This window comes from Kordia zhangzhouensis, assembly GCF_001005305.1.
GTDB classification, from domain to species: Bacteria; Bacteroidota; Bacteroidia; order Flavobacteriales; family Flavobacteriaceae; genus Kordia; species Kordia zhangzhouensis.
Map to the genome: position 1 here is coordinate 87083 of NZ_LBMH01000003.1, position 24936 is coordinate 112018.

Consider the following 24936-nt stretch of genomic DNA (forward strand, 5'->3'; position numbering starts at 1 on the left):
ATGAAGTTTAGTAACCTGCTCTACTCTTTGCTCGTTATTGTATGCATAGGCTGTGAAGCCGCGCATAGCACACATAATCATCGACATTTAACTGCTCAAAACGATACTGTTCATTTTCCCATTCCTGTAGGGCTCATTAATGATTTTGACCATGTATTATCACATGAACAAGAAGCTAAATTGTTGCAATTGGTAAAACAGCACGAAGCAGAAACTACCAACCAAATTGCAATTGCCACACTTACTTCACTCCAAAATTATGAAGGCTTAGAAGAATATTCGTTAGACTTGGCAAATCATTGGAAAATTGGTCAAGCCGATCAAGATAATGGTGTTTTAATTGCTATTTACATGAAAGACCGCCGCATTTGGATTCAAAATGGCACTGGTATTATGCACAAATTGACCGATGATGAAACGCTAGATATTATCAAAAAAGTAATTGTCCCAGAGTTTAAAAAGAACGACTTTTATACGGGTTTACACAATGGTATTCAAGAGATTATTAGAGAATTGAAATAATCTTTTTTAATGTTTCATTGTTTTTGCAACGTTGTCTTCGTTTAATATTTCGTTGGTTTCTTCTTGTACTTTTGCTAGGATAGCTTTCAAATCTTCAGTGGTATCAATTTGATCATCTGCAATCATATTAAGCAGCGCTTTGTCTTGTGCACGACCTATTTCCATTGCTTTGCTATATGGCAAATCTTCATTGAACGTTACCATTGAATATTTCGAGAAATATTGCTTTGGAAAGTTTTTCTCAAGAGCCATTTCGAGCGTACGTTTTTCTTTAAAAATTGGATTGGCTACATGATCTCTCATTTCATAAAAATTGTCAATCGCCAAGTCTGCAATAGCGTCGGTATCTTTTTTACGACGTTTTTCATAGGTTTTAAAAACGGCTTGCCAATCACCTTCTAGTTCATCTAAAACACTATCTAACACCACTACATCTTCAAAAGAAGCGTTCATTCCTTGTCCATAAAATGGTACAATTGCATGCGCAGCGTCACCTATGAGCATAGTATTGTTTTTGTACGACCATGGAGAACATTTTACTGTTCCCAACGGAGATGTTGGATTGTCAAAATACTCTTTGGTTAAATCTGGAATCAATGGTACTAAATCAGGGAATTGTTTATTAAAAAATTCTTCTACACGTGCTGGTGTCGTGAGATTATTAAAGTTATATTCACCTTCTTCATACGATAAAAATAATGTTACCGTAAAACTCCCATCCAAATTTGGTAAGGCAATAATCATATAATCTCCTCGCGGCCATATATGCAATGCATTTTTCTCTGTGCGAAATCCTCCCGTTGCTGTTGGCGGAATACTGAGTTCTTTATAACCATGCGTAAGATAGTTTTGCGAATAGCTGAATAAGAATTTACGTTCTAAATAATAGCTTTTACGTAAAGCAGATCCTGCTCCATCTGCACCAAAAATGACATCCGCTTGAATGGTAATTTCTTTTTTGGTTTCATAACAGTAAAAGGTAGCTATATTTGTTTCAATATCAACACTTGTACATTTTTTATTGAATTGGATATGAACAGCTTTATGCTCTTCTGCTTCTGTTAATAGTAATGCATTCAAATCACCTCTTGAGATAGAGTTAATATATTCGTTTGAACGCCCAGAGTAGTTAGACATGAAAGTGTTTCCTTCCGTATCATGAATTAAGCGTCCATGCATTGGAATGCATAAAGGCATTACTTTATGCGCTATTCCTACCATATTCATTGCTTTGATTCCTCTATCAGAAAATGCCAAATTGATTGATCGTCCGGCAGAAATATCAACTTTTCGAAGGTCAGGACGACGCTCCATTACTGTGACATTGTACCCACGTTGTCCTAAACGTAATGCCAATAGAGAACCGCACAAACCTGCACCAATAATAAGTATATTTTCTTTCATGTTATAAGCATTTTTTGAGTTCATCAACCATGTTGTATACATCTTCAAATGAGTTGTATAGTGGAACTGGCGCACAACGAATTACGTCTGGTTCACGCCAATCGGAAATGATATGTTTATCTAATAGTTTTTGATGTAATGACTTGTCAGCATCTTTCACTTGAATGGATAATTGACAACCTCTTTCAGCAGGATTTTTTGGAGTAATAATTTTGATGCGATCTGTATCAATCTCGTTAATCAAATACTCAAAATATGCTGTTAATTTTTCAGATTTTTCACGCAAAGCATCCATGCCTACTTCGTTAAACATGTCTAACGATGCTTTGATTGCCGCCATCGATAAAATTGGCGGATTGCTTAATTGCCAACTTTCCGCTCCTGGAATTGGATTAAAGTCATGACGCATATTAAAACGTGTTTCTTTATCGTGTCCCCACCAACCTGCAAAGCGATTTAACTCTTTGTTGTGTGCATGCTTTTCATGAACAAATAGTCCAGCCAAGCTTCCTGGTCCGGAGTTAAGGTATTTATAAGTACACCACGCAGCAAAGTCTACATTGGAATCATGTAAATTTGGCTGAATATTTCCTGCCCCGTGTGCAAGATCAATCCCTACCATTGCTCCTTTTGCATGTCCTAGTGCTGCTATTTTTTTGATATCAAGGTATTGTCCTGTGTAATAATTTACTCCACCTATCATTAATAAAGCGATTTCGTCGCCTTGTTCATTGAGTATCGCTTCCAAATCTTCCATTCGAAGCAATTCTTCACCTTTTCGAGGTTTCCACTCTAACAACCCTTCTTTAGGATCAAAACCATGAAACTTGAGCTGCGATTCTACTGCATAACGATCAGAAGGAAAAGCATCACTTTCAATAACAATTTTATATTTTGTCTTGGTAGGTTGATAAAACGAAACCATCAGCAAGTGAAGGTTTGTCGTTAAGGTATTCATAATCACGACTTCTATCGGTTTCGCACCTACAATTTTTGCCATATTTTCTGTGAGAAATTCATGGTATGGCATCCATGGGTTTTTAGCATCAAAATGTCCTTCTACACCTAAGTTTGCCCAGTCATTCAATTCTTGCTGAATGTATTCTTGTGTAATTTTTGGCTGTAACCCTAGGGAATTTCCACAAAAGTACAACCATTGATTTCCATGGGCATCTTTTGGAATGTGAAATTTATCTCGGTAATTTCTTAATGGATCATTAGCGTCTTGTGCTTGCGCGTACGAGCGTGTGTTTTGAAACATGTGAAATGCTATTTTCCTCAAAAATACATATTACATCGGTCTAAAAAAAGTACAATTTCACAGAGTTTTATTTTAATTCATTTTTCTTTGGAAACCACAACCACATACCGATGATACCCAAAAGCAAGATCATGAACGTATTTGTTATTTTTTTGCTTTTTGTGATTGTCATTTTCTTCCATGTATACCATATACAACATCCAGTTATTACCAAATGAAATCCTATTATAATACTATTGATTTTGTAATTTCGGTCTAGCAATATCTAAAGCTTTGTATCTGTTATTGAAATAAAGATATAGAGTATTGTCACAATTGTGAGGATGCTAAGAAAGAATCGTAATGTTTGTATATACATAGTCATTTCATTAGAAATTATATAAAAAAAGGAATAAAGGTGATGTTAAGACCTCTATTCCTTTTGTATGAAAATGTATATGTTATTATTTGTAACCTATAAAACCTTCTTTTCCTTCAATTGTAGACGCCACATATTTTTTGAATGCCTGATAATCTTCAGGGAGAATTAAATTTGCTTTGTCAACTTTTGCAATAATCTCTACATGTAGTTCATTATCCTTTTCTAGTTTATAACTAATTTTATAGGAATGTCCTTTATAGTTCAACGCAATATTTTCAGGGAATTCAATGAATTTTTTTCCCTCCGGAATGATGATTTGATATTCCGTAATGTAGTTGTCTACGTTTTCATATTGAATGTATTCGATTGGATAGTTTCTTTCTTCAAAGTTAATAATACTTGTATTGTATGCATTAGAAACGTTTGGTAATTGAAATACACTGATGGAACCAATTTTCTTCGCTTTTTCAGAAATAGTCGCTACCGTTTTGAATTTGAATACTTCACTTTCTTTTTTGTTTGTAATATTTGTGATAGTATCAATGGTAACATTCCCGCCTATTCTTCCTTTAAGGTCATCTTGCAAATCGCTCTTCATAAGTTCGTAGCTCCTGTTGGTAAGTGTACTTGAAAAGAAAGAAACAATTTCTCCTGTAAGTTCAGTATCCATTTCAACCAATTGCTTATCTTCTTGAATTGTTACTTTTACTGTATTCTTGAATACACTTGGCGTTCTATTAACTTCCTTGATTTTCATTAAATCAAACTTTTGATTTGTTTTGGCATCAAAAGGAATTTTTAAGGCAGTAGCTCCTTGTAAGCTTACAGGTAATGCTTTGAATGGGAGATTTTTGTCTGTTAATTCCAAAAATTGAGATTCGCCATTCAATTGTACTTCTGCTATACAGTGGTTAAAATCTTGACTTGGTAAAACTAATGAGTTTTGACCGTAATCAGAAGTTAAAATTAATACTAAGTTGGTGTTTAATTTGGCTTTTTTAGCCAATGCTACAAATAGTGTTGAAAAATCTTTACAGTCTCCCAATTTGGTTTTAATCGTTTTAGAAGGGCGTTGTGGAATGAAACCACTTTGTCTAAAACTCACATAACTATAATTCAAATTTCCAGTGATGTAGTAATAAATTCGCTTTGCACGTTCTTCTTCTGATAACTTAGTCACGTCTTTTTCAGGAAATAATTGCTTGAAAATTTCTTCCACTGTCGTGTCAACATCAATTTGCGTTCGTACAAGGTCAGAATACCATTTTGCAATATCGTCCCATGAATCAATTGTGCTTATGTGTAAATATCTTGCTAAATCAACTTCTCGTGGCATGTAATATTCTTGCTCAGGAAGTACATCGTCCGTAATTAATTGCCAAGTATATAAATCGTAGTCACCTTTATCTTTTTTGGTATGAGCAAGCTCTCCATTCATCATTTTATAATAAAAGTCTTGTCCTTTTGGCACTAAGATGCTGTAATTGGATTTTAAACAAGGAACAAAAGCATCAAATTGATAAGAATCTGTGTAATCCTTATAAAACCTACCATTACCACTAAAACTGATTTCGTAATCAATATGAATTACATCTCCAATTTCCAATCCATTAAAAACCAAGTTGGAGTATTGACTGTCAGCAGGCACTACTGAACCGTCTTTTTTTACAATTTCAGATTTGATGATGCTATAATTCCCTGAAAGTCCAAGGTTGTATTCTTTAAAAAAGGTAACTCCTTCTTCAGCAATAATTTCATAAGCAGATGTATAACGAGCTTTTCCGCCTCCTTCTTTAAAAAGTATAACGTCTTTGTCGTCTAATAAAATTGTATATCCAAAACTACTTTCTTTGATTCGACCTCGTTCTTTTTCAATATATTTATACATATCTGGCTCGTGCAATTCTTCCAAGAAGTCTTTTTGGTTCAAGATATCCTGAATTTTTTTACGCAACGATGAATTTTCCATGTTGTGTAATAAAGAAGCCTTGTAGGCTGCTACTGCTTTTTCTTTTTCTCCAAGTTTTATATATACATCTCCTTCATAACGATCAGCAACAAAAGAATATGGAAAATTTTCTTTTAGTTCTTTGATGTAAGGCAACGATTTTTCGTGGCGATCATATTTATGAAGTTTCGCAATGATATCTTTGATGATAAAGTTATCTCCTTTGATGTTTTTGTATACTTCTTTGAAAAGTTTGAGCGCTTTATCTTTTTTATTTTGCTTTTCATAATAATAAGCCAAGCTATTAATCGCTCTGTAATCAAAGTGGTCTTCCACTAAATCTTCAAGAATTTCAATCGTTTTATCGTCATCTTTTAAAATTGAAGCATACAAAGGTGCATAGGTATTTAATAATTTCGGGTAACCTTGAGCGGCAGTAATTAATTTTTTCATGCTTTTTTCCAATCCTTGACGATCTGAATTACGCAATTGCCACATGATTTCCGCAGAAAGCTTGAAGACTTCAAAATCGGTTGCTTTTGAGAATTTCTGTAAAAACTTCTCCATTTCATTGATGTCCATACGGAACAGTTCTTCCGAATCACGAAATTTGAATGTCAATGAAAGGTAGTAATCAGGATCATCCAATTCTAAATTCTTCTTCACTTCTTCAACTGTTGTAAAGTCTTTTTCTAAAGACAATATTTTTACATTCAATTTTCGAAGTATTGAACTTTTAGGGTACATTTTTAACAGCGGATCAATATGCTTGCGTGCTTGCTTGAAATTTTCGTTACGAATGTATAATTTGATTAAGCAGTAATCGTAGAAAAAGTTATCTGGATTTGCTGCTTTTTTAGCTTTGAAAAATGTTTCAAATTCATTTTGAACAGTAGTTGTTGCTACTTTTTGTCCTTTTGGATAGTCTGTTACTTTACTGCTATAAGTTACTCCTTGAATTGGCACTCCTTTTTCATCTGTAAGTCTAGCAATAAAATAACTAGAGCTACTGCTGTCTGCATTTTTGATAAGCAAACGACTTGTTCCTTTAGGCAAGGTAAAAGCAACAGTATATGCGTCAATATCAGTTTGTACGTCTTCTGAATTGGTAAGAATCAATTCGTCGTTTAGCCATACTTTAAAGGCTGCAGAATTCCCCAAACGAAGTACAACATTTCTAGCTGAGTCTGTTGTAATGAATGTTTGTGCATAATTTACACCGCTTCCATATTCATTATGATTGGTAAAAAAATGGTATCCATCGGCTCCTTGATGAGTTGGTGTATACCAATTTACATAACCATTACTGTTAGCATTAAAATCTTCATTGGAAGCTGCTTTTTTTTCTGGCTCATAGATTTCATCTAAACCACTTTCGTTTAAGTTTTCAAAAACTCCACAGTATTGCCAATCATTTATAAAGTTCATTTTAGCAATGTTCTTGTGATAACGATCCCAATCATTTTCATGTCTACCTGCAATTGCGTTTAGATAGTACATTGCATCAATTATAGTTTGGTTTTGCAGTGTTTTTTTGTTAACCTCTTCAATATTTTCTAACACTTTAGGATTAAATCCTGTATCAATGTATGTGTTAAAGAAATATGGATCATTCCATAACGCATAGAGGTACATTTCAAAATCATTGTCGTCAATTATCTCAGGAATGATTTGATCGCCCCCAAAAAGTTTTCCTTCTTCTACAAGCAGTATTTGTTCTGTAATCTGTTTTTCAATGTTGGAAGAAGGCTTTTCTTGATTAAATTTTTCAATAGCTGCCTTGCGATCATTTTGTAGGAGTGCTTCCCAATATTTCTTTTGTGGTGTTTGCCCGATACAGTTAAGGGAAAAAATTAAAGAAAATACGAAAAGCCAGTACACTTTTTTCATACGTAATTTTGATTTTTCTATTTGACTCTTAGCTAGTAAAAATATAACCTTTTGCTTCGGTAACAAAATAAAGAACAATGAGTTTGTCCCTTTTTCTGTAGATTTCACCAATTTTTAGATGTATTCCCCTTTTGAAATTCATTTTCGAGAATTTTTGTGGATTTAATTAATATTTTTGAAAAAAATCTGAGTTATGCATTTTTTACCTGAAGCTTTAGACGATTATGTAGTAGCGCATTCACAAGACGAACCTGAACTTTTGAAAGCCTTAACACGTGAAACACATCAAAAAATTTTACAGCCTCGAATGCTGAGTGGTCACTATCAAGGGAGATTGTTAAGTATGCTTTCTAAACTAATTCGTCCTAAGACCATTTTGGAAATTGGCACGTATACAGGTTATTCTGCTTTGTGTATGGCTGAAGGTATGCAAACAGATGGAACCTTACATACAATTGATATCAATGAAGAACTTCATGATTTTCAACGTAAGTACTTTGATGCTTCTCCTTTTGGAGATCGTATTTTTCAGTATACTGGAAATGCATTAGATATTATCCCTACATTACAAACTACATTCGATCTAGTTTTTATTGATGCTGATAAGCCAAATTACCCTGCATATTTCGATAAGATTATTGACAAGATGAATCCTAATGGAATTATTTTATCAGATAATGTATTGTGGAGTGGAAAAGTGGTAGAACCTCTACAAGAAAAAGACAGCTCTACCAAAGCTTTGCTAACATACAATCGTCTTTTAAAAGAGGATCCTCGAATAGAAACGGTCATTTTACCTATTAGAGATGGACTCACTATTAGTCGCGTAAAATAAGTACGTGATTTCGTTATCCGAAAAACTTACTATAAAAATAGTATATAAAAAAACTCTCGTCATACGACGAGAGTTTCTCCCTATTTACTAAACTAAATATGCCAACTGTTCTATTGAACTGCCTGCAATGCGTCTATATTTCCATATCCATAATTAGAATCTTTGTATGGATACAAATCAGCAGATTGTTTCAATCTGTTTAATACCTGCGTTTTTGTCCAGCTTGGATGTCTTGACCAAACTAGTGCTGCGATTCCTGCCGTTGTTGCTGTAGCTACAGATGAACCTCCAACATAATCTGTTTGTCCATTGTAGTAGCTTAGTACTGGCGTAGTTCTACTTGCATTTCCATTGCGTTGCATAACTACTGTGAAATCAATTTTCCCTCCTTTGTGGCAAATGTTACATTCTTTGTAGTAACTAGCGTCTGTTACACCTGTTACTGCAACTGTTTCATCCATCCATGCTGGGAATATAACTCCTACAAAGTTAGTAAAACTTGTGGAAGTTCCACCAGCCGCAAAGATTAATTTTCCTCTATTGTTCGCATAACGGATTGCATCTTCGATTCTTCCTACAGAAAAAATGTGACCAATAGACATTGAAATTACCTTTACATCACTTCTATTTCCTAGAGCTGTTAGCGCATTTGCAACCCCTTTTTGCTCATGATAGCCATCCAAAACTACGTTTTTTGTAGCACGATAACTAATTAAATTTGCATTATATGCAACTCCTACTGGCATTCCGTCGTTATTTCTTGGAGCAGTAGCCACTGAAGTCATACTCGTTCCGTGTCCACATTTATCATTTGGTCCATCAGTACTTGTTGACCATGGCCACCATGAATCTACATATGTTCCGTAACGTTGTCTGTATCTTCCAGAAGAATACCCATCATTAAAGTTACCGTTCATTAAAGAGTTGTCTGGAGTCAATCCTGTATCGATTACACCAATTCCAACTCCTGATCCAGTACTATAACTCCAAGCAGATGGAATATTGTGTTTATAAAATGTCCAAGGCACTTTAGCTCCTGGCGCAACTGTTGTATAATCTCCTGAGTTTAACGATTGAGATTCATACCCACATCCTGAATCAGATTCAGCAGTACCACCTTGATGCAACATGTATCGGTAACCTGCTGGTTCTATATAACGAATACCTTTTTGCTCAAGAAGATCTTGAACCGTTTCTATGTTTTCAATTTTTACATCGATAACATTTAGTTTTTCATCTTCATCAATCAAGATATCGCTTGATTTTTTTTGCCCATTTCCTTCTAAAGAAACAATGCGTTGCAAAAGTCTGTTTTTAATTCCTTCAGCACTTGAGTTTTCTTTACTAAAGTCATTGGCATCATCTCCATATCCAACCGTTAAGATTTGGTCTCCATGCACAGTTGCACTCCAAATAAAGTGTGCATCCATCTTGGTCCACTCAAATTTTTCTCGACTTTGAATAGTTTCGTTGATTTTTGCGTTGATTTGTGTAGGCGTAAGAGGTGTCTTTTGTACGACAACAACGCTTTCTTCTTCAGGATTTTCTGTAACGTTTACATCTTTTGAACAAGAAACAATGCCTAGTGCTGCCATTACCAGTACTAGTTTCAAATTGGTTTTTTTCATTTTTTTTATTGATTGGTTAAAGTGTTAACGAATATATTAATAAATTCGTAATTTTACTATGCGTGCATTACAAAATCGATGAAATGCAATTCCAACCAAAATTCCCACAATCATTCCTACAAAAATATCAACAGGATAATGGACTCCAAAATATAAACGGCTGTAAGCAAAAAGAAGCGGCCAAATGTAGAGAAAACGAATTCTAGGTAATGTTTTCCTGACCATTAAAAATAAAAAAGTGGTTAAAGCAAATGATACAGTTGCATGCCCTGAAAAGAAAGTAAAATTTGTGGGCTGTATTATGATATTTAAAAAAGGGGCAACAGTTGGGTCATTGCAAGGACGTATACGCTCAACTCCTATTTTTGTCAATTCTACAATTGCTAATGAGAAAAATAAGATAAAAAGTCCGTAGCTTATGATATATTTAGCTTGCGGTTTGCTAAATTTTTTAAATATCCTATAAAAAATGAACAGTAGTAAAGGAATCCAATAGACAAAGTTCGTGACGAAAATCCAAAAAGTATCGAATCTTAATTCGCCTAAGTTGTTAAGATAGATTAGTAGTTCTTTATCGTATGTTACCAGTACCTCAAGCATTAAAATTGCCTTTTGATAGGACCTGACATATCTTCGATATCTTCTTTTACTTTATTGATTTCTTTTTGAACGTCTCCAGCAATGTCAGTATCTATTCCATTGTCTTCTGCACTTTTTTGAATTTCATGCTTGATTTCATTGGTTGCATCTTTTAATTGTCGCATTCCTTTTCCTAAGCCTCTCGCTATTTCAGGAATCTTGTCTGCCCCAAAGACCATCACAATGATGAGCATAATTACAAATATTTCTCCTCCACTGATGAATAATGCCATACTTCGTATTATTATTTTACAAATATAATCAAGTAAATATTATGATATAAAAAAACCAGCTTATTTGCTGGTTTTTTATGATTTTATGATGTTCTTAAAGCTTATTGCTTCATCTTGTCATTTTTGAATTGGTCAAAATCAGACTTTCCTTCTTCTCTTGGCCATGCATTGTTTGAAGTATCAATATCAGCCGTTTCAAGTTTAGGATCTAATTGAATGCTTTTCAATTCTTTACTAGATGCTATTACAACAGTAGCATTTCGATCATTCTTTCTCCAAATTTGAACTGGATATTTCATCATTTCAGTAGTTCCATCAGCATAAGTACATTCAAAAATGATAGGCATTACCAAACCTCCTGGCTTGTTGAAAGTTACTTCATAGAAGTATTTTGGATTTTTCATTTGCGCTCTTTCCTCAGCAGAAAAGTTATCCATCAAATATTCTTTCAAAGCCGCATTGGCTTCTGTATCCAATACAGATTTTCCTTCGTCAGTTTTTTTGTAACGCTCATCCTCTTCTCCAATATAGTATACATAGCTATTGTTTCCTGCTGTACGAGTTCCCACTTGATATTTATCAACTTTTTCAATACCAATATCTACATAGTCTGTTGTATAAAACCATCCTCTCCAAAACCAATCAAGATCAATTCCTGAAGCGTCTTCCATTGTTCTAAAAAAGTCTTCTGGAGTTGGATGTTTAAACTTCCAACGTTGCGCATATGTTTTAAATGCATGATCAAATGCATCATGCCCCATGATAGTTTCACGTAAAATATTTAGCCCTGTTGCTGGCTTTCCATAAGCATTTGGTCCTAATTGATATACGTTTTCTGGGTTAGACATGATTGGAGACAATCTATCTTGACTTCCTTTCATGTATGGAACTATTTTAGAAGCTTCTCCTCTACGTGAAGGATATTTCCCTCCGGTTGAAGCTACTGATTCTGGATGCGTTTTTCCAAAGTCTTGCTCTGCTAGGTACTGCATGAATGTGTCTAGTCCTTCATCCATCCATCCCCATTGGCGCTCGTCAGAGTTCACAATCATTGGAAAAAAGTTATGTCCTACTTCATGAATAATTACACTAATCATTCCAAACTTTGTACGCTCAGAGTAACTTCCATCTTCATTTGGACGCCCATAGTTCCAACAAATCATAGGATATTCCATTCCTTGATTCTTTGCATGTACAGAAATTGCCTTGTGGTATGGATAATCAAATGTGTGTCTTGAATAGGTTTTTAATGTACTTACAACTGCTTTCGTAGAGTATTCTTCCCAAAGCGGATTTCCTTCTTTAGGATACATCGATACAGCCATTACTTTTTTCCCATTAATGTCAACCGCTTGCATATCCCAAATGAACTTGCGCGACGTAGCAAAAGCAAAGTCTCTTACATTTTCAGCGTGGAATTTCCATGTTTTCTTTTTATTTGAAAAGTTTTTCTCAGCTGCTTCCGCTTCTTCTTGAGTTACGATGATTACTGGCTTATCATACGACTCCAATGCACGCTCATAGCGATTCATCATTTCTCTTGAATATACATTTTTTCTATTTTGAAGTTTCCCTGTAGCATCTAATACGTGATCTGCAGGAACTGTAATATTTACTTTGTAATCTCCAAAAGGTAATGCAAACTCACCATTTCCCCAAAACTGATAGTTTTGCCATCCTTCAACATCATTGTACACAGCCATACGAGGGAAAAACTGTGCAATTACATACGCATTATTTCCATCTTTCGGAAAATGCTCATATCCAGAACGCGCTCTATTCGTAACGTGATTGTTAATGTTGTACCACCATTTGATAGAAAATGAAATCTTATCTCCTGATTTTAATGCTTCTGGAAGGTCTATGCGCATCATTGTTTCATTGATTACAAATGACATAGGCTTTCCTTTATCATTTTTTACATAATCAATATTGAAACCTCCATCAAACGGATCTGCTACGTAGCTACTTACAAAAGTAGACGTTCTTTGTAAACGTGGAATTCGCTCTCCATTTTTTAGTTTGGCAACCGAGTTTTTTGCTCTGATATTTTGATCTAACTGTACCCATAGATATTCTAGATTGTCAGGAGAATTATTATGATATGTAATGGTTTCTACACCATATAATTTTTGATTTTTATCATCTAATTCAATATCCATTTCATAGTCTGCTTGTTGTTGGTAGTATGCCTTTCCTGGCGCACCAGAAGCAGTACGGTACATGTTGGGAGTTGAAAATTCTTGGTAGAGTTGCCTAAACTTGTTTTCATTTGTGTGTCCTTGCGGCTTCTCATCACCTTGGCTATTCTGAGCAAGTGCTAAATTCATCCCTGCAAAAAGAAATGCAAGAAGGTAAAAATGTATATGTCTCATTAGGTTCTTAAAATAGGTTTTTAAATTCAATCTCTAAAAGTAACTATTTTGCAGGGTATGTGTTAAAATTTTAACAAACCTTTATCGTTTTCTTTAACTAATAGTAAACTCTTTCGTTGATCTCCTATTTTGGTATGCACTAAATTTTGCTGATCTTCTTCTATTTCATAGAGGATTCCGTTTTCAATTTCTAATGAGTGTACGTTCTCTACACCAATAATTTCGAGGTAACACACAGTTACATCGTCTTCATATTTTTTACCTAAAAAAGTATGCGTTTTTAATTCTCCATTTACTGAAATTTTGAGCTTCTTGCCAATATAGGAAGCCATCATTTGCTCTACCTCTTTTACTTTTTTCTCCGTTGTAAGCTCTTCTTTTAGGTCATAGCGCTCTTGTAGCAATCGTTGAAAATCATCAATAAAGATTCGTGTTGTTATTTGCAACGTTTTGGCACTTTTGTTATATTCTATGTTTGTTACACTTACGTAAAATTTGTGAGCCGAGACAAAAGCTACCAATGGAATGCACAGAAATAATAGTATTTTATGAATTTTCATAACGCTTAAAAGAGTTTATATACTGAACAAAGATATTCAAAAAGCATTCCAAATACAGTGTATATCAGTAGACTATTTTTCTAGTTTTTGGTTTGCAAAGAATCTAAATACGTTTTACTGTTTTTTACCATAAAATCAATCATTAAAAATTCATTCTTTTTAAGAAAAATGTCTTCTGAAGGCTTCTGATCATCTAAAAAGTATAAAAATGCACTAATGTTGTCTTTAGGAATTCCTAAATTCTCTGTAAAAAATTCGTCTTTGTAGCGATGACGAATTTCATTAAAACTAGTACGTTCGTATATTGGTTTTTCTTTTTCTTTCTTTTTCCCTCCTTTAAAAATAGAGCTTAATAACATTCCTGCTAATCCTAGCACATTGACCCCTCTAAAATCTGCCTGCCCTAAGGCTTCATTCTTAACTTGCGAATAACGGTCGTCAGAGAATTGATAGTTTTTATATTTTACAATTTGCTCTTCTTGAAAATCCAGAAATTTATCTCTGTTCTCTGGACTTATCACAACTTCGTCTAATTCTTCTACTTTCTCTTTAACCTCAACTACCAATCTATTTTTTTGAATAATCGCTGCCGTAATAGACACCTCTTTGATTATATATTGCACCGAAGAAAATATCAATACATCACCTTCTTTAACTAGTATTTCGTACTCTCCTTTTTGATTGGTAGTTGTCCCTCTACTCGTTGAATTGTTAACAATATTTACGCCTGTAACTTTCACGTCTCTATACACCACAGCTCCTCGCAAAAGTTTGCGTTCGGCATCTTGGGCGATTAATATTGTGGAAGCAAGTAAAAAGAATACGAGTATTTGTTGTTTCATGGTTATTTGGCGTTTTGGTTGAAAAGTAATGTTCTATTTTTGGGTAAAGTAATTATTTATTCTCCTTAAAAAAATGTCAACTTACATTAAACTTTTGTTAAAACCTTTTAATCGTTATTTTTACGTTCTTAATAATTAAATTTAGCGTAAACCCTCATGAAAAATATCATTGTTGCAAGCACTTCAACCGTTCATGGAAGCGGCTATTTAGCATATATCCTTGATGAACTAGTCACTTTTTATAAAGATACGGAAGAAATTTTATTTATCCCATACGCTAGGCCTGGTGGAATTACTCATGATGAATATACGGCTACTGTATCAAAAGCTTTTGCTAGCATTGGTAAAAAAATATATGGAATTCACGAATGTAAAGATCCTGTTGCAGCAATTACAAAAGCTAAAGGCATCTTTACAGGAGGAGGCAACACATTTTTATTAGTATCACAATTATATAAACACAATGTTCTTTTACCATTAAGAGAAGCTATTTTTAACGGAACTCCATATTTGGGAACAAGCGCAGGAAGTAATATTTGTGGATTGACAATGCAAACTACTAATGATATGCCCATCATATATCCGCCTAGCTTTAAAACGTTAGGTGTCATTCCTTTCAATATCAATCCTCACTATTTAGACCCTATTGAGGGCAGTACACATATGGGAGAAACACGAGAAACACGTATTAAAGAATTTCATAAATTCAACACTTTACCTGTTGTGGGTATTAGAGAAGGTAGTTGGCTTCGAGTACAAGGAGAAAGTATTACTATAGAAGGACCTCACACAGCACGTATTTTTGAACAGGCTAAAACTCCTTACGAATTGGAAACTGGAGCCAAAATTCAGTTTTTATACTAAAGGCTGTTTAACTTAGGTTACACAGCCTTTGTTTTTTTATTCATTTTCTAAATTACACGGAAATTCGGTCCATCCTTTTTCGCACCATTCGTAATGTGTTCCTTCAGCTCTTCCTCCAGCTATGTTTGATAAATCAATTACTGCAACTTTTGAAAAGTTTAGTTTTTTCTTGAATTCTCTTTTCTTCATGATAATGTATTTTAACAGTTAATAAGCTCACAAGCTAAAAATAGAAAATGAATTTCAAGTAAGGTTTTTCCATAAAAAAAGCCGATTCAGACTGAATCGGCTTGAGTTGAGCGAGAGACCGGGTTCGAACCGGCGACATTCAGCTTGGAAGGCTGACGCTCTACCAACTGAGCTACTCTCGCAAAGCGGATGCAAATATAGAAAAATAAGATTTCTTTTTCCAAATATTTTTTTACATTTTTTTCAAAAAATGATATCCTCGCGCCACAAATCCCTGATTATAATAGAATTTATGCGACGGAAAATTTTCTATGTATGTGTTCAATTCAATTGTCGTTACGCCTTTTTCCTTTCCGTAAGACTCAATCCACTGAAAAAGTTGAGCTCCTATTCCTTTACTTCGATAGGTATCTTTAATGTATACATGATCTGGCTCAAGACTTTTTCCGCAGTAATGTCGTGTCATATGCCACAAACCAAAACACCCAATAATTTCATCTTGATCATAAATAGCAAATGCCTCATAATTCTGTGTTAACATTTCTTCAAACCGTTCTTTGAGGATTTCCATCGGAACTTTGTGCTGATTCATGATGTCTAAATATGGTAAAATTATAGACGCTTTGTTCGCTTCCAATCGCTTGAACGTAATTTGCATATTCTTAGTTTTTGGTAAAATTAATCGATTTCCATAAAACTCAACTCCGAAATTAGTTATACTTTTGAGTGTCTCGATAAATTTTGTGATTATGCCAACTCCTGCTATTTGCATACAAGAAATTTCCGCTCGCAAAGCTTTTGAAGTACGCCATCCTGTATTGCGTGAAGGCAAACCATTAGAGTCTTGCCATTTTGAAGGTGATACGTTAGCAACTACATTTCACTTAGGCTATTTTATCAATCAACAATTAGTTGGCGTCGTGACAATGATGGAAAATAAACTAGCTTCAATCAACTCGGAAAAATCATTTCAATTACGTGGTATGGCAGTATTAGCTTCATTTCAAAAAAGAGGTATTGGTGATGCCTTGGTAAAAAAAGCTGAAGAAATTACCATAGCACGCAGAGGAACTTTTATTTGGATGAATGCTAGAGAAATTGCTGTTTGCTTTTATGAAAAGCTAGGCTATCAAAAATATGGAAACCCTTTTACCATTCCAAAAATAGGGTTACATTATGTAATGATTAAAACCTTATAATCTGTTTTCGTTAGATTTTATGAACGCGTCAATCAATTTGTATAGAAAGTTTATTATGTATTGTTTGCTTTTTTTGCACTTATCATTGCTAGCGCAAGAAAATGCAAACATTAAATTTGAAAATGATTTTAGTACTCCTAAAGTTTTTATTGAGCTTCCTAATTTTAAAAATATCAACGTTAGAGATTGTACCATTTCTCCTGGGTATGATGAACTTTTTTTTACACTAGATGCACCCAAAAATGCTTTCCGAACTATTTTGACCACCAAAAAAGTAAATGGACAATGGACTCCTTTTTCTATTGCCTCTTTCTCTGGAAATTATCACGACATTGAGCCTGCTTTTTCACCAGATGGCACGCAATTATTTTTTGCCTCCAAACGTCCTGTAGATTCCGACTCTATTCCTAAAAAAGATTATGACTTGTGGGTTACCACCAAAGAAAATGGAATCTGGAAAAAGCCTGTACGATTACCAGAACTTATTAATTCTTCCAAAAATGAATATTATCCTTCAATTGCGAAGAATGGAACTATCTATTTTACTGCGGAACGAGAAGATGGAAAAGGTAAAGAAGATATTTATAAAAGTGAAAACATCAATGGTGTATACCAAACACCTGTAAGTTTAGGAACTGGTATCAACACAAAAACTTATGAATACAACGCCTATGTAAGTCCGGACGAGCGTTTTTTAATTTTTGGTTCTTACGGCAGAGAAAAAAGCTTGGGTAGAGGCGATTTGTATATCAGTTTTTATAAAGATGGTGCTTGGCAAGAAGCTATTCACCTTGGAGCACTAATTAATTCTAATCAAATTGATTATTGTCCATTTGTCTCATTTGATCAAAAATATTTTTTCTTTACTAGTGAAAAATCAACCATACAAAGTTCGTATCAAAAAATGTCCATAGACATTTTACAAAGCGTTTTCAATAACAATAGCAATGGAACTTCAAAAATTTATTATCTTCCGTTTGACAAATTGTTAACATCTCTCAATCGTGAATAGAACTAAATTTCTAAAACTTCTCGGTCTTGGAAGCGCCACTTTATACAGTATTCCAAGTATGGCGTTTGCGAGTCAAACATATACAACAAAAGAATTGATTGGTAAAGGAAATCCTGTCGTTTTTGGCAATGGTTTTTCTTTACGAAAAGAAGCGTATGATGCATTTATACAAATGCGTTCGGCAGCGGCTAAAGAAGGAATCGCTATTCACGTAGTATCAAGTTACCGCAATTACGCACATCAAAATAGAATTTGGGAACGCAAGTTTAAACGATATACAAAACAAGGACTTACTCCCTTAAAAGCTATTGAAAAAATTATTGCTTATTCAACTATTCCAGGGACTTCTAGACATCATTGGGCAACAGATATTGATATTATTGACCGTAATGCCAACTATAGTGGCGATGTACTTGTTCCTGACAAATTTCACGGAGATGGTCCTTTTTGCAAGTTGAGAGAATGGCTTGAAAAAAATGCAGAAACTTATGGTTTTTATATTGTATATACTGATAATGCACAACGTAAAGGCTTTAAATACGAACCTTGGCATTACAGTTATGCACCACTTTCCAAACCAATGTTATCTGCTTACCGAAAGTTACATTTAAAAGAAATGCTCCAAGCCGAAAAACTTATGGGTAGCGAGCATTTCAACGAAAAATTTATCAATTCATATATTGATGAGAATATTCTCGATATCAATCCTGTGCTTTTGTCGTAGGTTTTGTACTTTTATACAACACCTAAGTAATATATCATGAGAGGGAGCAGATTAAAAATTCGTTTATTGATTGGACTTGCTATTGTAGCGTTTGCCTTTTTTAAGAAATGTGCCAATCGTGAAACCAATCCGTACACAAATCGCGTACAAACTATCAACATGACTTCTGAAGAAGAAATCCAATTAGGTTTTGCCAACAGAGATGCAATGGCTCAACAACACGGAGGTCTGTATCCTGATGCTGGTGCGCAGGCTCGTGTAGATATGATTGGAGAAAAACTAGTTCACTCTAATACAATGGCTGCGGAATCTCCATATAAATTTCAATTTCATTTACTTGCTGACAATAGAGCCATTAACGCTTTTGCTTTGCCTGGCGGACAAATTTTTATTACAAATGCTTTGTATAGTAAACTCAATGACGATCAATTGGCAGGTGTATTAGGCCATGAAATTGGTCATGTATTGGGGAGGCATTCTGCGGAACGAATTGCAGAAACAGATTTTTGGCAAACATTGCAAACGGGCGCTTCTGTTGGTGCTGATATGGGCAATATGATTGGAGGGATTGGACAACAAACATTATTAAAAAATGGTCGTGAAGATGAATTGGAAAGTGATGAACTTGGTGTCGTTTTAATGATGTATGCTGGTTATGAACCTGAAGCAATGATTGAAGTAATGCAAATTTTAAAAGCTGCGGGAGGTCCAAATAGAGTTCCTGAATTTCAAAGCACACATCCAGATCCTGAAAACCGGATAGAGAAAATTAAAGAAGCTATTGCAAAATATCGAGGTTAGTATTTTTCTTAGCCCGATTTCTTCTTCATTAAAAAAATAGTATTTATCAAACCCAACCATGAGGTTATAACAAATTATTCTACCTAAAAACCATCACATCTATAGGGAACACTACCTTTATGGCGGTAAAACTGTAACACAAGACTACTTTTTCTATTTATATTTCAAGTTGTTATCAACTTAAATAATTAAACCATGAAGAAAAAAGTAAGTCAATTACGATTGAACAAGAAACAAATTAGTATGCTAAATGCTTCTACTGTAAAAGGAGGTTTGCCTATGTGGACAAATGCTTGTCCAGAAGAAACTGTACAAATTACAATGTGCTATGGAGCTATAAGATGCCAAAAATGGCCACCAATGCCATAATAAACAAAAAGCCGCTTCCTAATGGAAGCGGCTTTTTTATTTGCATTAGATTCTTATTATTCTGCTGCTTGTTTTAAAACTTTTTGCACAGCTGTTGCTTTCGAAATTTTAGCATAATCGCTAGCCGTTTGTCCATTACTATCCTTGTAATCTAATTTTGCGCCATTTTCTAATAACAAAGCAGCAATTTTTGCTCTATTATATCTTGCCGCATACATTAGCGGAGTTTTTCCATTAGATGTTTTATTTACATTTTCTCCAAATTCGATCATTTTCTTCACCGTTTCAAAATCACCTTTTGATATTGCGATACAAAATGCATTTACTTTCACAACTTTAGTTACTGTAACTTTGTTTGTTGTTGTTGGTTCGTTGTTTCCTTCTGTTGCGTTAGCCGTTGTGAATGAAGCTCCTACTATAAGAGCGATCATAAAGATTGTTTTTCTCATAATGATTGTTGTTTTTTGTAATTGATGATTGTCGATTTTTTATAATTTGATTACACCAAAGAGACGATACTTATCCTAAATTGTTGCAACCAAAATCCAATTATAACACTTCCTTAACCATTAGGCCTAAAATCTGTTAAAGACATCTTAAAAATCACAATTTTATTAAGAGTTTCTACAGAAATCATTAAGAATTCCTTAATCCATATTTTTTGACATTTTTACGAAAAAAACATCTTTTTACTGCTAATATGATAAACCTTGATAAAAATAGTTCGTTTTTCTAGTTAGCATTGTGTTATGTAAGCAAATAGACTTATTTTTATTTTTTAAAAAAGAATCACTCTCAATATGAATAAGAAAGTCATGCTAATGATATTGGATGGATGGGGAAAATCTCCCAACCCTAAAGTATCTGCTATTGCCAATGCCAATGTTCCTTTTATAGATAGTTTATACCAAAATTATCCCAATGCTAATTTACTCACTGATGGAATGAATGTAGGATTACCTGATGGTCAAATGGGCAATAGTGAAGTTGGACACATGAATTTGGGTGCAGGACGAATAGTCTATCAAGATTTAGCTAAAATCAATTTAGCCATACAAAACCATACGCTTTCTGATGAAATAGTCTTAAAAGAAGCGCTACAACACGCTAAAAATCATGGGAAAGCAGTTCACTTTTTGGGGTTAGTTTCTGATGGCGGTGTCCATTCGCATATTAATCACTTAGAAGGTTTGTTGACCATAGCCCACAATAAGGGACTTGATAAAGTATTTGTACACGCATTTACAGATGGAAGAGATGTAGATCCTAAGTCTGGAAAAGAGTTCATTGCTCAAACTGAGCAGTTTTGCAACCAAAATAACGCAAAATTAGCCTCTATCACCGGGCGTTATTATGCAATGGATAGAGATAAGCGTTGGGAACGTGTGCAACTAGCCTATAATGCCTTAGTTCATGGACAAGGGACTCTAAGCAAAAATGCGACACAGAGTATTCAAGAAAGCTATGAAGCAGGCATTACTGATGAATTTATTACACCTATCGTACTAACCGATGATACTAATTTGCCTATTGCTACGATTAAAGCAAATGATGTGGTTATCTTTTTTAATTTTAGAACAGATCGCGGACGCCAACTAACAGAAGCTTTGTCTCAAAAAGATTTCCCTGAGTTTCGCATGCAAAAGCTTCCACTCTATTACGTCACAATGACCAACTATGATGCTTCCTTTAAAGAGATTCACGTTATATTCAATAAAGAGAACATCAAAGATACTTTGGGAGAAATATTAGCAATACACGGAAAGAAGCAAATTCGTATTGCTGAAACAGAAAAATATCCTCATGTAACATTCTTTTTTAATGGTGGACAAGAAACTCCGTTTAAGGGCGAAGAGCGCATCTTATGCCCTTCTCCAAAAGTGGCTACCTATGATCTAAAACCAGAGATGAGCGCATATGAAATTCGCGATAAAATTATTCCTGAACTCCAAAAAGAAATAGCAGACTTTATTTGTTTAAATTTTGCCAATCCAGATATGGTTGGACACACAGGTAATTTTGCAGCAGCTGTTACAGCCTGTGAAGTGGTAGATCAATGTGCGAATGATATCATCACTACAGCTCAAAAACATGGCTATAGTACCATTGTAATTGCCGATCATGGAAATTGCGATACTATGATAAATCCTGACGGAAGCCCTAATACAGCACATACCACGAATCCTGTACCAATTATTTTGGTTGACGAAGACATCAAACATGTAAAAGATGGCGTGCTGGGCGACATTGCTCCTACCATTTTACAAATGATTGGATTGCCACAATCTGAATTAATGACGCAACACTCACTTATATAAAACCCAACACTCATGAAAAAAACCTTATACATTTTGATTCTTGTAAGTTTTATGGCTTGCAAAAATGAAAAGAAAGAATCTACACCTGAAAATACAGCTACCTCTACAGAAGAAACCAACACTGAAGTTTCTTCAGAAGAAGAGGAAGAAGAACTGCCTATTTTAACAGGGATACAATCACGTACTGCAATTTCTGAAGCGCCATATAATGTTTGGTTTGAACCAACATATGCAGTATATCCTGTTGACAAAGAATTAGCTACACAAATAAAACCTTTATTTGAAGACGTACATGTAAAAGTTTTCATGGGAACGTGGTGTGAAGACAGTCAGCGAGAAGTTCCTCAATTCTATAAGATTCTCGATATGATGGACATCAGCGAAAAGAAAGTAGAATTAATTACTGTAGATGAAGATAAAACAACTCCTCAAAACCTTGAAGAAGGACTAGATATTACAAATGTTCCTACGTTGATTTTTTATCGAAACGGCAAAGAACTGAACAGAATCGTTGAATCTCCCGTAATTTCTTTGGAACAAGATATGCTTGATATTTTATCAGGAAAAGACTATAAGCATACCTATGCTGAATAACAAAGTATTTCTTTGTAGCTTTGCAGGCACAAAATAGGAAGCAGAATGATTGTGAAAGAGAGCTTATTAATTGCCGTAGATTTTGATGGCACTATCGTAGAAGATGCATATCCCAAAATTGGAAGTCCGAAAATCTTTGCATTTGAAACACTCAAACGTTTAGAGCAAGACGGACATCGATTGATTTTGTGGACATACCGAAGCGGAAAGTATTTGGAAGAAGCAGTAGCCTTTTGTAAAGAAAAAGGCATTACTTTTTACGCTGTAAATAAGAGCTATCCTGAAGAAGTTTATGAAGGAAAACTAAGCAGAAAAATTAACGCTGACTATTTTATTGACGATAGAAATATTGGCGGTTTTATTGGCTGGGGAAAAATATATCAACTCCTTACCAACGAAACACCAAATGTAAACCTTAAAAAGAAAAAAGGATTGTTTTCCTTTCTAAAGAAATGATCATACCTAAAACACGAGAAGAAATTGAGTTGATGCGCCATAGCGCAAATATCGTTTCCCAAACATTGGGAATGATTGCTAGTGAAATTAAACCAGGTGTTACCTCTTTATATTTAGACAAACTAGCAGAAGAATTTATCCGTGATCACGGAGCAGTGCCTGCTTTCCTTGGGTTATATGACTTCCCTAATAGTTTATGCATGAGCCCTAATGCGCAAGTTGTACACGGAATACCTAACAACACTCCTTTAGAAGAAGGCGACATTATTTCGGTAGACTGTGGTGCTTTGAAAAATGGATTTTATGGAGATCATGCTTATACATTTGCGGTGGGTAACATTGCTCCAGAAACTGAAAAACTTCTACAAGTAACCAAAGAATCTCTATATGTAGGTATTCGAGAATTTAAAGTAGGTAATCGTGTGGGCGACGTAGGCCATGCCATTCAACAATATACTGAAGCACATGGCTACGGAGTTGTAAGAGAATTGGTAGGACACGGACTCGGACGAAAAATGCACGAAGATCCAGAAATGCCAAATTATGGACGTCGTGGACGTGGTAAAAAATTTGTAGAAGGTATGGTTGTTGCCATTGAGCCAATGATTAATATGGGAACAAAAAACATCAAACAATTACGTGACGGTTGGACTATTTTAACGCGCGATGGAAAACCTAGTGCTCACTTTGAACATGACGTAGCTATAATTGACGGAAAACCAGAATTGCTTTCTACTTTCCAATATATTTATGATGCATTAGGCATTGAAAGTAATGAAGAGGAAGAGTTTAAACAAAAAGTATAAGGCTTTACTTTAGTGAGAAAACTTTTTAAATATATACTCAATAACATTCCAAGACCTCTTTTAATTAAAATGAGTTATTGGATTCGCCCAATCATTACACTGGTATTAAAAGGTAATAAATATACCGATCCTATTGATGGAAAAAGTTTTCGATCATTCCTATCTTATGGATATGCAATCAATAGAGAAAATGCACTGTCTCCAAGCACACTATCCTTAGAACGTCATCGGTTGTTGTGGCTGTATTTAAAAAATGAAACAGACTTTTTTACCAAACCTCAAAAAGTATTACACTTTGCACCTGAGCAAGCATTTTATAAACGTTTCAAGAAACAGAAAAATTTAGACTATACTACAACCGATCTTTTTTCTCCTTTGGCAGATGTAAAAGCAGATATATGTGATTTGCCTTTTGAAGACAATTCATTTGATACCATTCTTTGCAACCACGTATTAGAACATATTCCTGACGATACCAAAGCCATGGAAGAATTGTATCGCATATTAAAACCAAATGGCATGGCTATCTTACAGATTCCGCAAGATTTGGAACGCAAAAAAACTTTTGAAGATGATTCCATCACCGATAAAAAAGAGCGAACTAAAATCTTTGGGCAGTATGACCATGTGCGTGTGTATGGACTCGATTATTTTGACAAACTCAGAAGCGTAGGTTTTACCGTTAAAGAAGTATCCTATACCAATCATTTCACTCCCGAAGAGATTGAAAGATATTGCTTAATGGAAGGCGAAATTATTCCTGTGTGTTTTAAGAAGTAAGTAGCAGGTTTTAGTAATCAACTATGAGATTCTTCCTAAATCTCTCGTTCCCGTAAATTGTAAGCTCAAATACTTCCTTCACAGTAGTATTTCCAAATTGCGATTTGAATATAAAATGCCAAATCGGGCGCAGCGAGATTGCTTAAAAAAACACCCTAGTTTCTGCTCTTCTCAAAAGCAACCAACTTGACAAAGATTCATTCTTCCATTTATTTTTTTAGAACACTTAAGCAACATTTGATGAAGAGGAAAAATAATTATGCAAAGGTGCTATATTCCATTTGAAAAGCTATAAAACAAAAAAGAGAATCTTTATCGTAAAGATT

25 protein-coding genes and 1 tRNA gene are annotated in these 24936 nt (G+C 34.6%); 13 read left to right on the forward strand and 13 right to left on the reverse strand.

All coding sequences use genetic code 11. The features are described from left to right. Positions 1-522: a TPM domain-containing protein gene (locus AA088_RS03735; protein WP_052752775.1), complete on the forward strand. Its 522-nt coding sequence runs from the start codon at positions 1-3 to the stop codon at positions 520-522. Between the two features lie 6 nt (positions 523-528). Here AA088_RS03735 and AA088_RS03740 read toward each other — a convergent pair whose 3' ends face one another. From AA088_RS03740 to AA088_RS03750, 3 genes are all read right to left on the reverse strand, one after another. After that, complete coding sequence (locus AA088_RS03740) at positions 529-1926, reverse strand: FAD-dependent oxidoreductase (protein ID WP_046744132.1); 1398 nt, start codon at positions 1924-1926, stop codon at positions 529-531. A gap of 1 nt (position 1927) precedes the next feature. Continuing rightward, entirely contained in the window at positions 1928-3187 is a 1260-nt protein-coding gene (kynU, locus tag AA088_RS03745) for a kynureninase (protein ID WP_046743621.1), read from the reverse strand. Positions 3188-3630: 443 nt separating this feature from the next. After that, a complete protein-coding gene (locus AA088_RS03750; RefSeq protein WP_156168388.1) occupies positions 3631-7386 on the reverse strand; it encodes a transglutaminase domain-containing protein in 3756 nt (1251 codons plus the stop codon). A gap of 193 nt (positions 7387-7579) precedes the next feature. Here AA088_RS03750 and AA088_RS03755 point away from each other — a divergent pair, with 193 nt between their 5' ends. Continuing rightward, positions 7580-8221 carry an O-methyltransferase gene (locus tag AA088_RS03755; protein ID WP_046743623.1) on the forward strand — a complete coding sequence of 214 codons (642 nt, stop codon included), beginning with the start codon at positions 7580-7582 and terminating at the stop codon, positions 8219-8221. A gap of 110 nt (positions 8222-8331) precedes the next feature. Here AA088_RS03755 and AA088_RS03760 read toward each other — a convergent pair whose 3' ends face one another. From AA088_RS03760 to AA088_RS03785, 6 genes are all read right to left on the reverse strand, one after another. Further along, positions 8332-9849, reverse strand: a complete 1518-nt coding sequence (locus AA088_RS03760; protein WP_046743624.1) for a S8 family peptidase — start codon at positions 9847-9849, stop codon at positions 8332-8334. A gap of 36 nt (positions 9850-9885) precedes the next feature. Then, positions 9886-10449, reverse strand: coding sequence for a phosphatase PAP2 family protein (locus tag AA088_RS03765; protein WP_046743625.1), 564 nt, complete (start codon positions 10447-10449; stop codon positions 9886-9888). Further along, positions 10449-10721, reverse strand: coding sequence for a Sec-independent protein translocase subunit TatA/TatB (locus AA088_RS03770; RefSeq protein ID WP_046743626.1), 273 nt, complete (start codon positions 10719-10721; stop codon positions 10449-10451). Before AA088_RS03770 ends, AA088_RS03765 begins: the two co-directional genes overlap by 1 nt. A 101-nt stretch (positions 10722-10822) precedes the next feature. Next, positions 10823-13096, reverse strand: coding sequence for a M1 family metallopeptidase (locus AA088_RS03775; protein ID WP_046743627.1), 2274 nt, complete (start codon positions 13094-13096; stop codon positions 10823-10825). A 62-nt stretch (positions 13097-13158) separates the two neighbouring features. Then, positions 13159-13656, reverse strand: a complete 498-nt coding sequence (locus AA088_RS03780; RefSeq protein ID WP_046743628.1) for a DUF6702 family protein — start codon at positions 13654-13656, stop codon at positions 13159-13161. Between the two features lie 80 nt (positions 13657-13736). Beyond that, on the reverse strand, positions 13737-14498 hold the full coding sequence (locus AA088_RS03785) for a carboxypeptidase-like regulatory domain-containing protein (RefSeq protein ID WP_046743629.1): 762 nt from the start codon (positions 14496-14498) through the stop codon (positions 13737-13739). A gap of 156 nt (positions 14499-14654) precedes the next feature. On the opposite strand from AA088_RS03785, the gene pepE reads away from it, so the two are divergent. Continuing rightward, on the forward strand, positions 14655-15362 hold the full coding sequence (gene pepE, locus AA088_RS03790) for a dipeptidase PepE (RefSeq protein ID WP_046743630.1): 708 nt from the start codon (positions 14655-14657) through the stop codon (positions 15360-15362). 36 nt (positions 15363-15398) lie between these two features. Here pepE and AA088_RS18165 read toward each other — a convergent pair whose 3' ends face one another. From AA088_RS18165 to AA088_RS03800, 3 genes are all read right to left on the reverse strand, one after another. Beyond that, entirely contained in the window at positions 15399-15551 is a 153-nt protein-coding gene (locus AA088_RS18165; protein WP_156168390.1) for a hypothetical protein, read from the reverse strand. 109 nt (positions 15552-15660) lie between these two features. Beyond that, positions 15661-15733: transfer RNA gene (locus tag AA088_RS03795), tRNA-Gly, on the reverse strand. A 50-nt stretch (positions 15734-15783) separates the two neighbouring features. Continuing rightward, positions 15784-16209, reverse strand: a complete 426-nt coding sequence (locus tag AA088_RS03800) for a GNAT family N-acetyltransferase (protein WP_046744133.1) — start codon at positions 16207-16209, stop codon at positions 15784-15786. A gap of 91 nt (positions 16210-16300) precedes the next feature. Here AA088_RS03800 and AA088_RS03805 point away from each other — a divergent pair, with 91 nt between their 5' ends. The 5 genes from AA088_RS03805 (at position 16301) to AA088_RS18170 (ending at position 19656) form a co-directional block, all read left to right on the forward strand. After that, positions 16301-16750, forward strand: coding sequence for a GNAT family N-acetyltransferase (locus tag AA088_RS03805; RefSeq protein WP_046743631.1), 450 nt, complete (start codon positions 16301-16303; stop codon positions 16748-16750). A 55-nt stretch (positions 16751-16805) separates the two neighbouring features. Next, a complete protein-coding gene (locus AA088_RS03810; protein WP_241483379.1) occupies positions 16806-17762 on the forward strand; it encodes a TolB family protein in 957 nt (318 codons plus the stop codon). Beyond that, positions 17755-18486 carry a M15 family metallopeptidase gene (locus AA088_RS03815; protein ID WP_046743633.1) on the forward strand — a complete coding sequence of 244 codons (732 nt, stop codon included), beginning with the start codon at positions 17755-17757 and terminating at the stop codon, positions 18484-18486. The genes AA088_RS03810 and AA088_RS03815 overlap by 8 nt, the downstream gene beginning before the upstream one ends. A gap of 36 nt (positions 18487-18522) precedes the next feature. Further along, positions 18523-19287 carry a M48 family metalloprotease gene (locus tag AA088_RS03820; RefSeq protein ID WP_046743634.1) on the forward strand — a complete coding sequence of 255 codons (765 nt, stop codon included), beginning with the start codon at positions 18523-18525 and terminating at the stop codon, positions 19285-19287. A 195-nt stretch (positions 19288-19482) separates the two neighbouring features. Further along, positions 19483-19656 carry a hypothetical protein gene (locus AA088_RS18170; protein WP_156168392.1) on the forward strand — a complete coding sequence of 58 codons (174 nt, stop codon included), beginning with the start codon at positions 19483-19485 and terminating at the stop codon, positions 19654-19656. A 56-nt stretch (positions 19657-19712) separates the two neighbouring features. On the opposite strand, the gene AA088_RS03825 is transcribed toward AA088_RS18170, so the two are convergent. Beyond that, positions 19713-20087 carry an ankyrin repeat domain-containing protein gene (locus tag AA088_RS03825; RefSeq protein WP_162199670.1) on the reverse strand — a complete coding sequence of 125 codons (375 nt, stop codon included), beginning with the start codon at positions 20085-20087 and terminating at the stop codon, positions 19713-19715. A gap of 369 nt (positions 20088-20456) precedes the next feature. Between AA088_RS03825 and gpmI the strand changes: the two genes are divergently transcribed. Genes gpmI through AA088_RS03850 form a run of 5 tightly spaced genes read left to right on the forward strand, consistent with a single transcriptional unit; the run spans position 20457 to position 24610 of the window. Continuing rightward, positions 20457-21974, forward strand: coding sequence for a 2,3-bisphosphoglycerate-independent phosphoglycerate mutase (gpmI, locus tag AA088_RS03830; protein WP_046743636.1), 1518 nt, complete (start codon positions 20457-20459; stop codon positions 21972-21974). Positions 21975-21986: 12 nt separating this feature from the next. Continuing rightward, positions 21987-22568 (forward strand): thioredoxin family protein, encoded by a 582-nt coding sequence (locus AA088_RS03835; protein ID WP_046743637.1) that lies wholly within the window; start codon positions 21987-21989, stop codon positions 22566-22568. Between the two features lie 45 nt (positions 22569-22613). Beyond that, positions 22614-23024: a BT0820 family HAD-type phosphatase gene (locus AA088_RS03840; RefSeq protein WP_046743638.1), complete on the forward strand. Its 411-nt coding sequence runs from the start codon at positions 22614-22616 to the stop codon at positions 23022-23024. Then, positions 23021-23830, forward strand: coding sequence for a type I methionyl aminopeptidase (gene map, locus AA088_RS03845; RefSeq protein ID WP_046743639.1), 810 nt, complete (start codon positions 23021-23023; stop codon positions 23828-23830). Before AA088_RS03840 ends, map begins: the two co-directional genes overlap by 4 nt. A gap of 12 nt (positions 23831-23842) precedes the next feature. Then, on the forward strand, positions 23843-24610 hold the full coding sequence (locus AA088_RS03850; protein WP_046743640.1) for a class I SAM-dependent methyltransferase: 768 nt from the start codon (positions 23843-23845) through the stop codon (positions 24608-24610). The last annotated feature ends 326 nt before the right edge of the window (positions 24611-24936 follow it).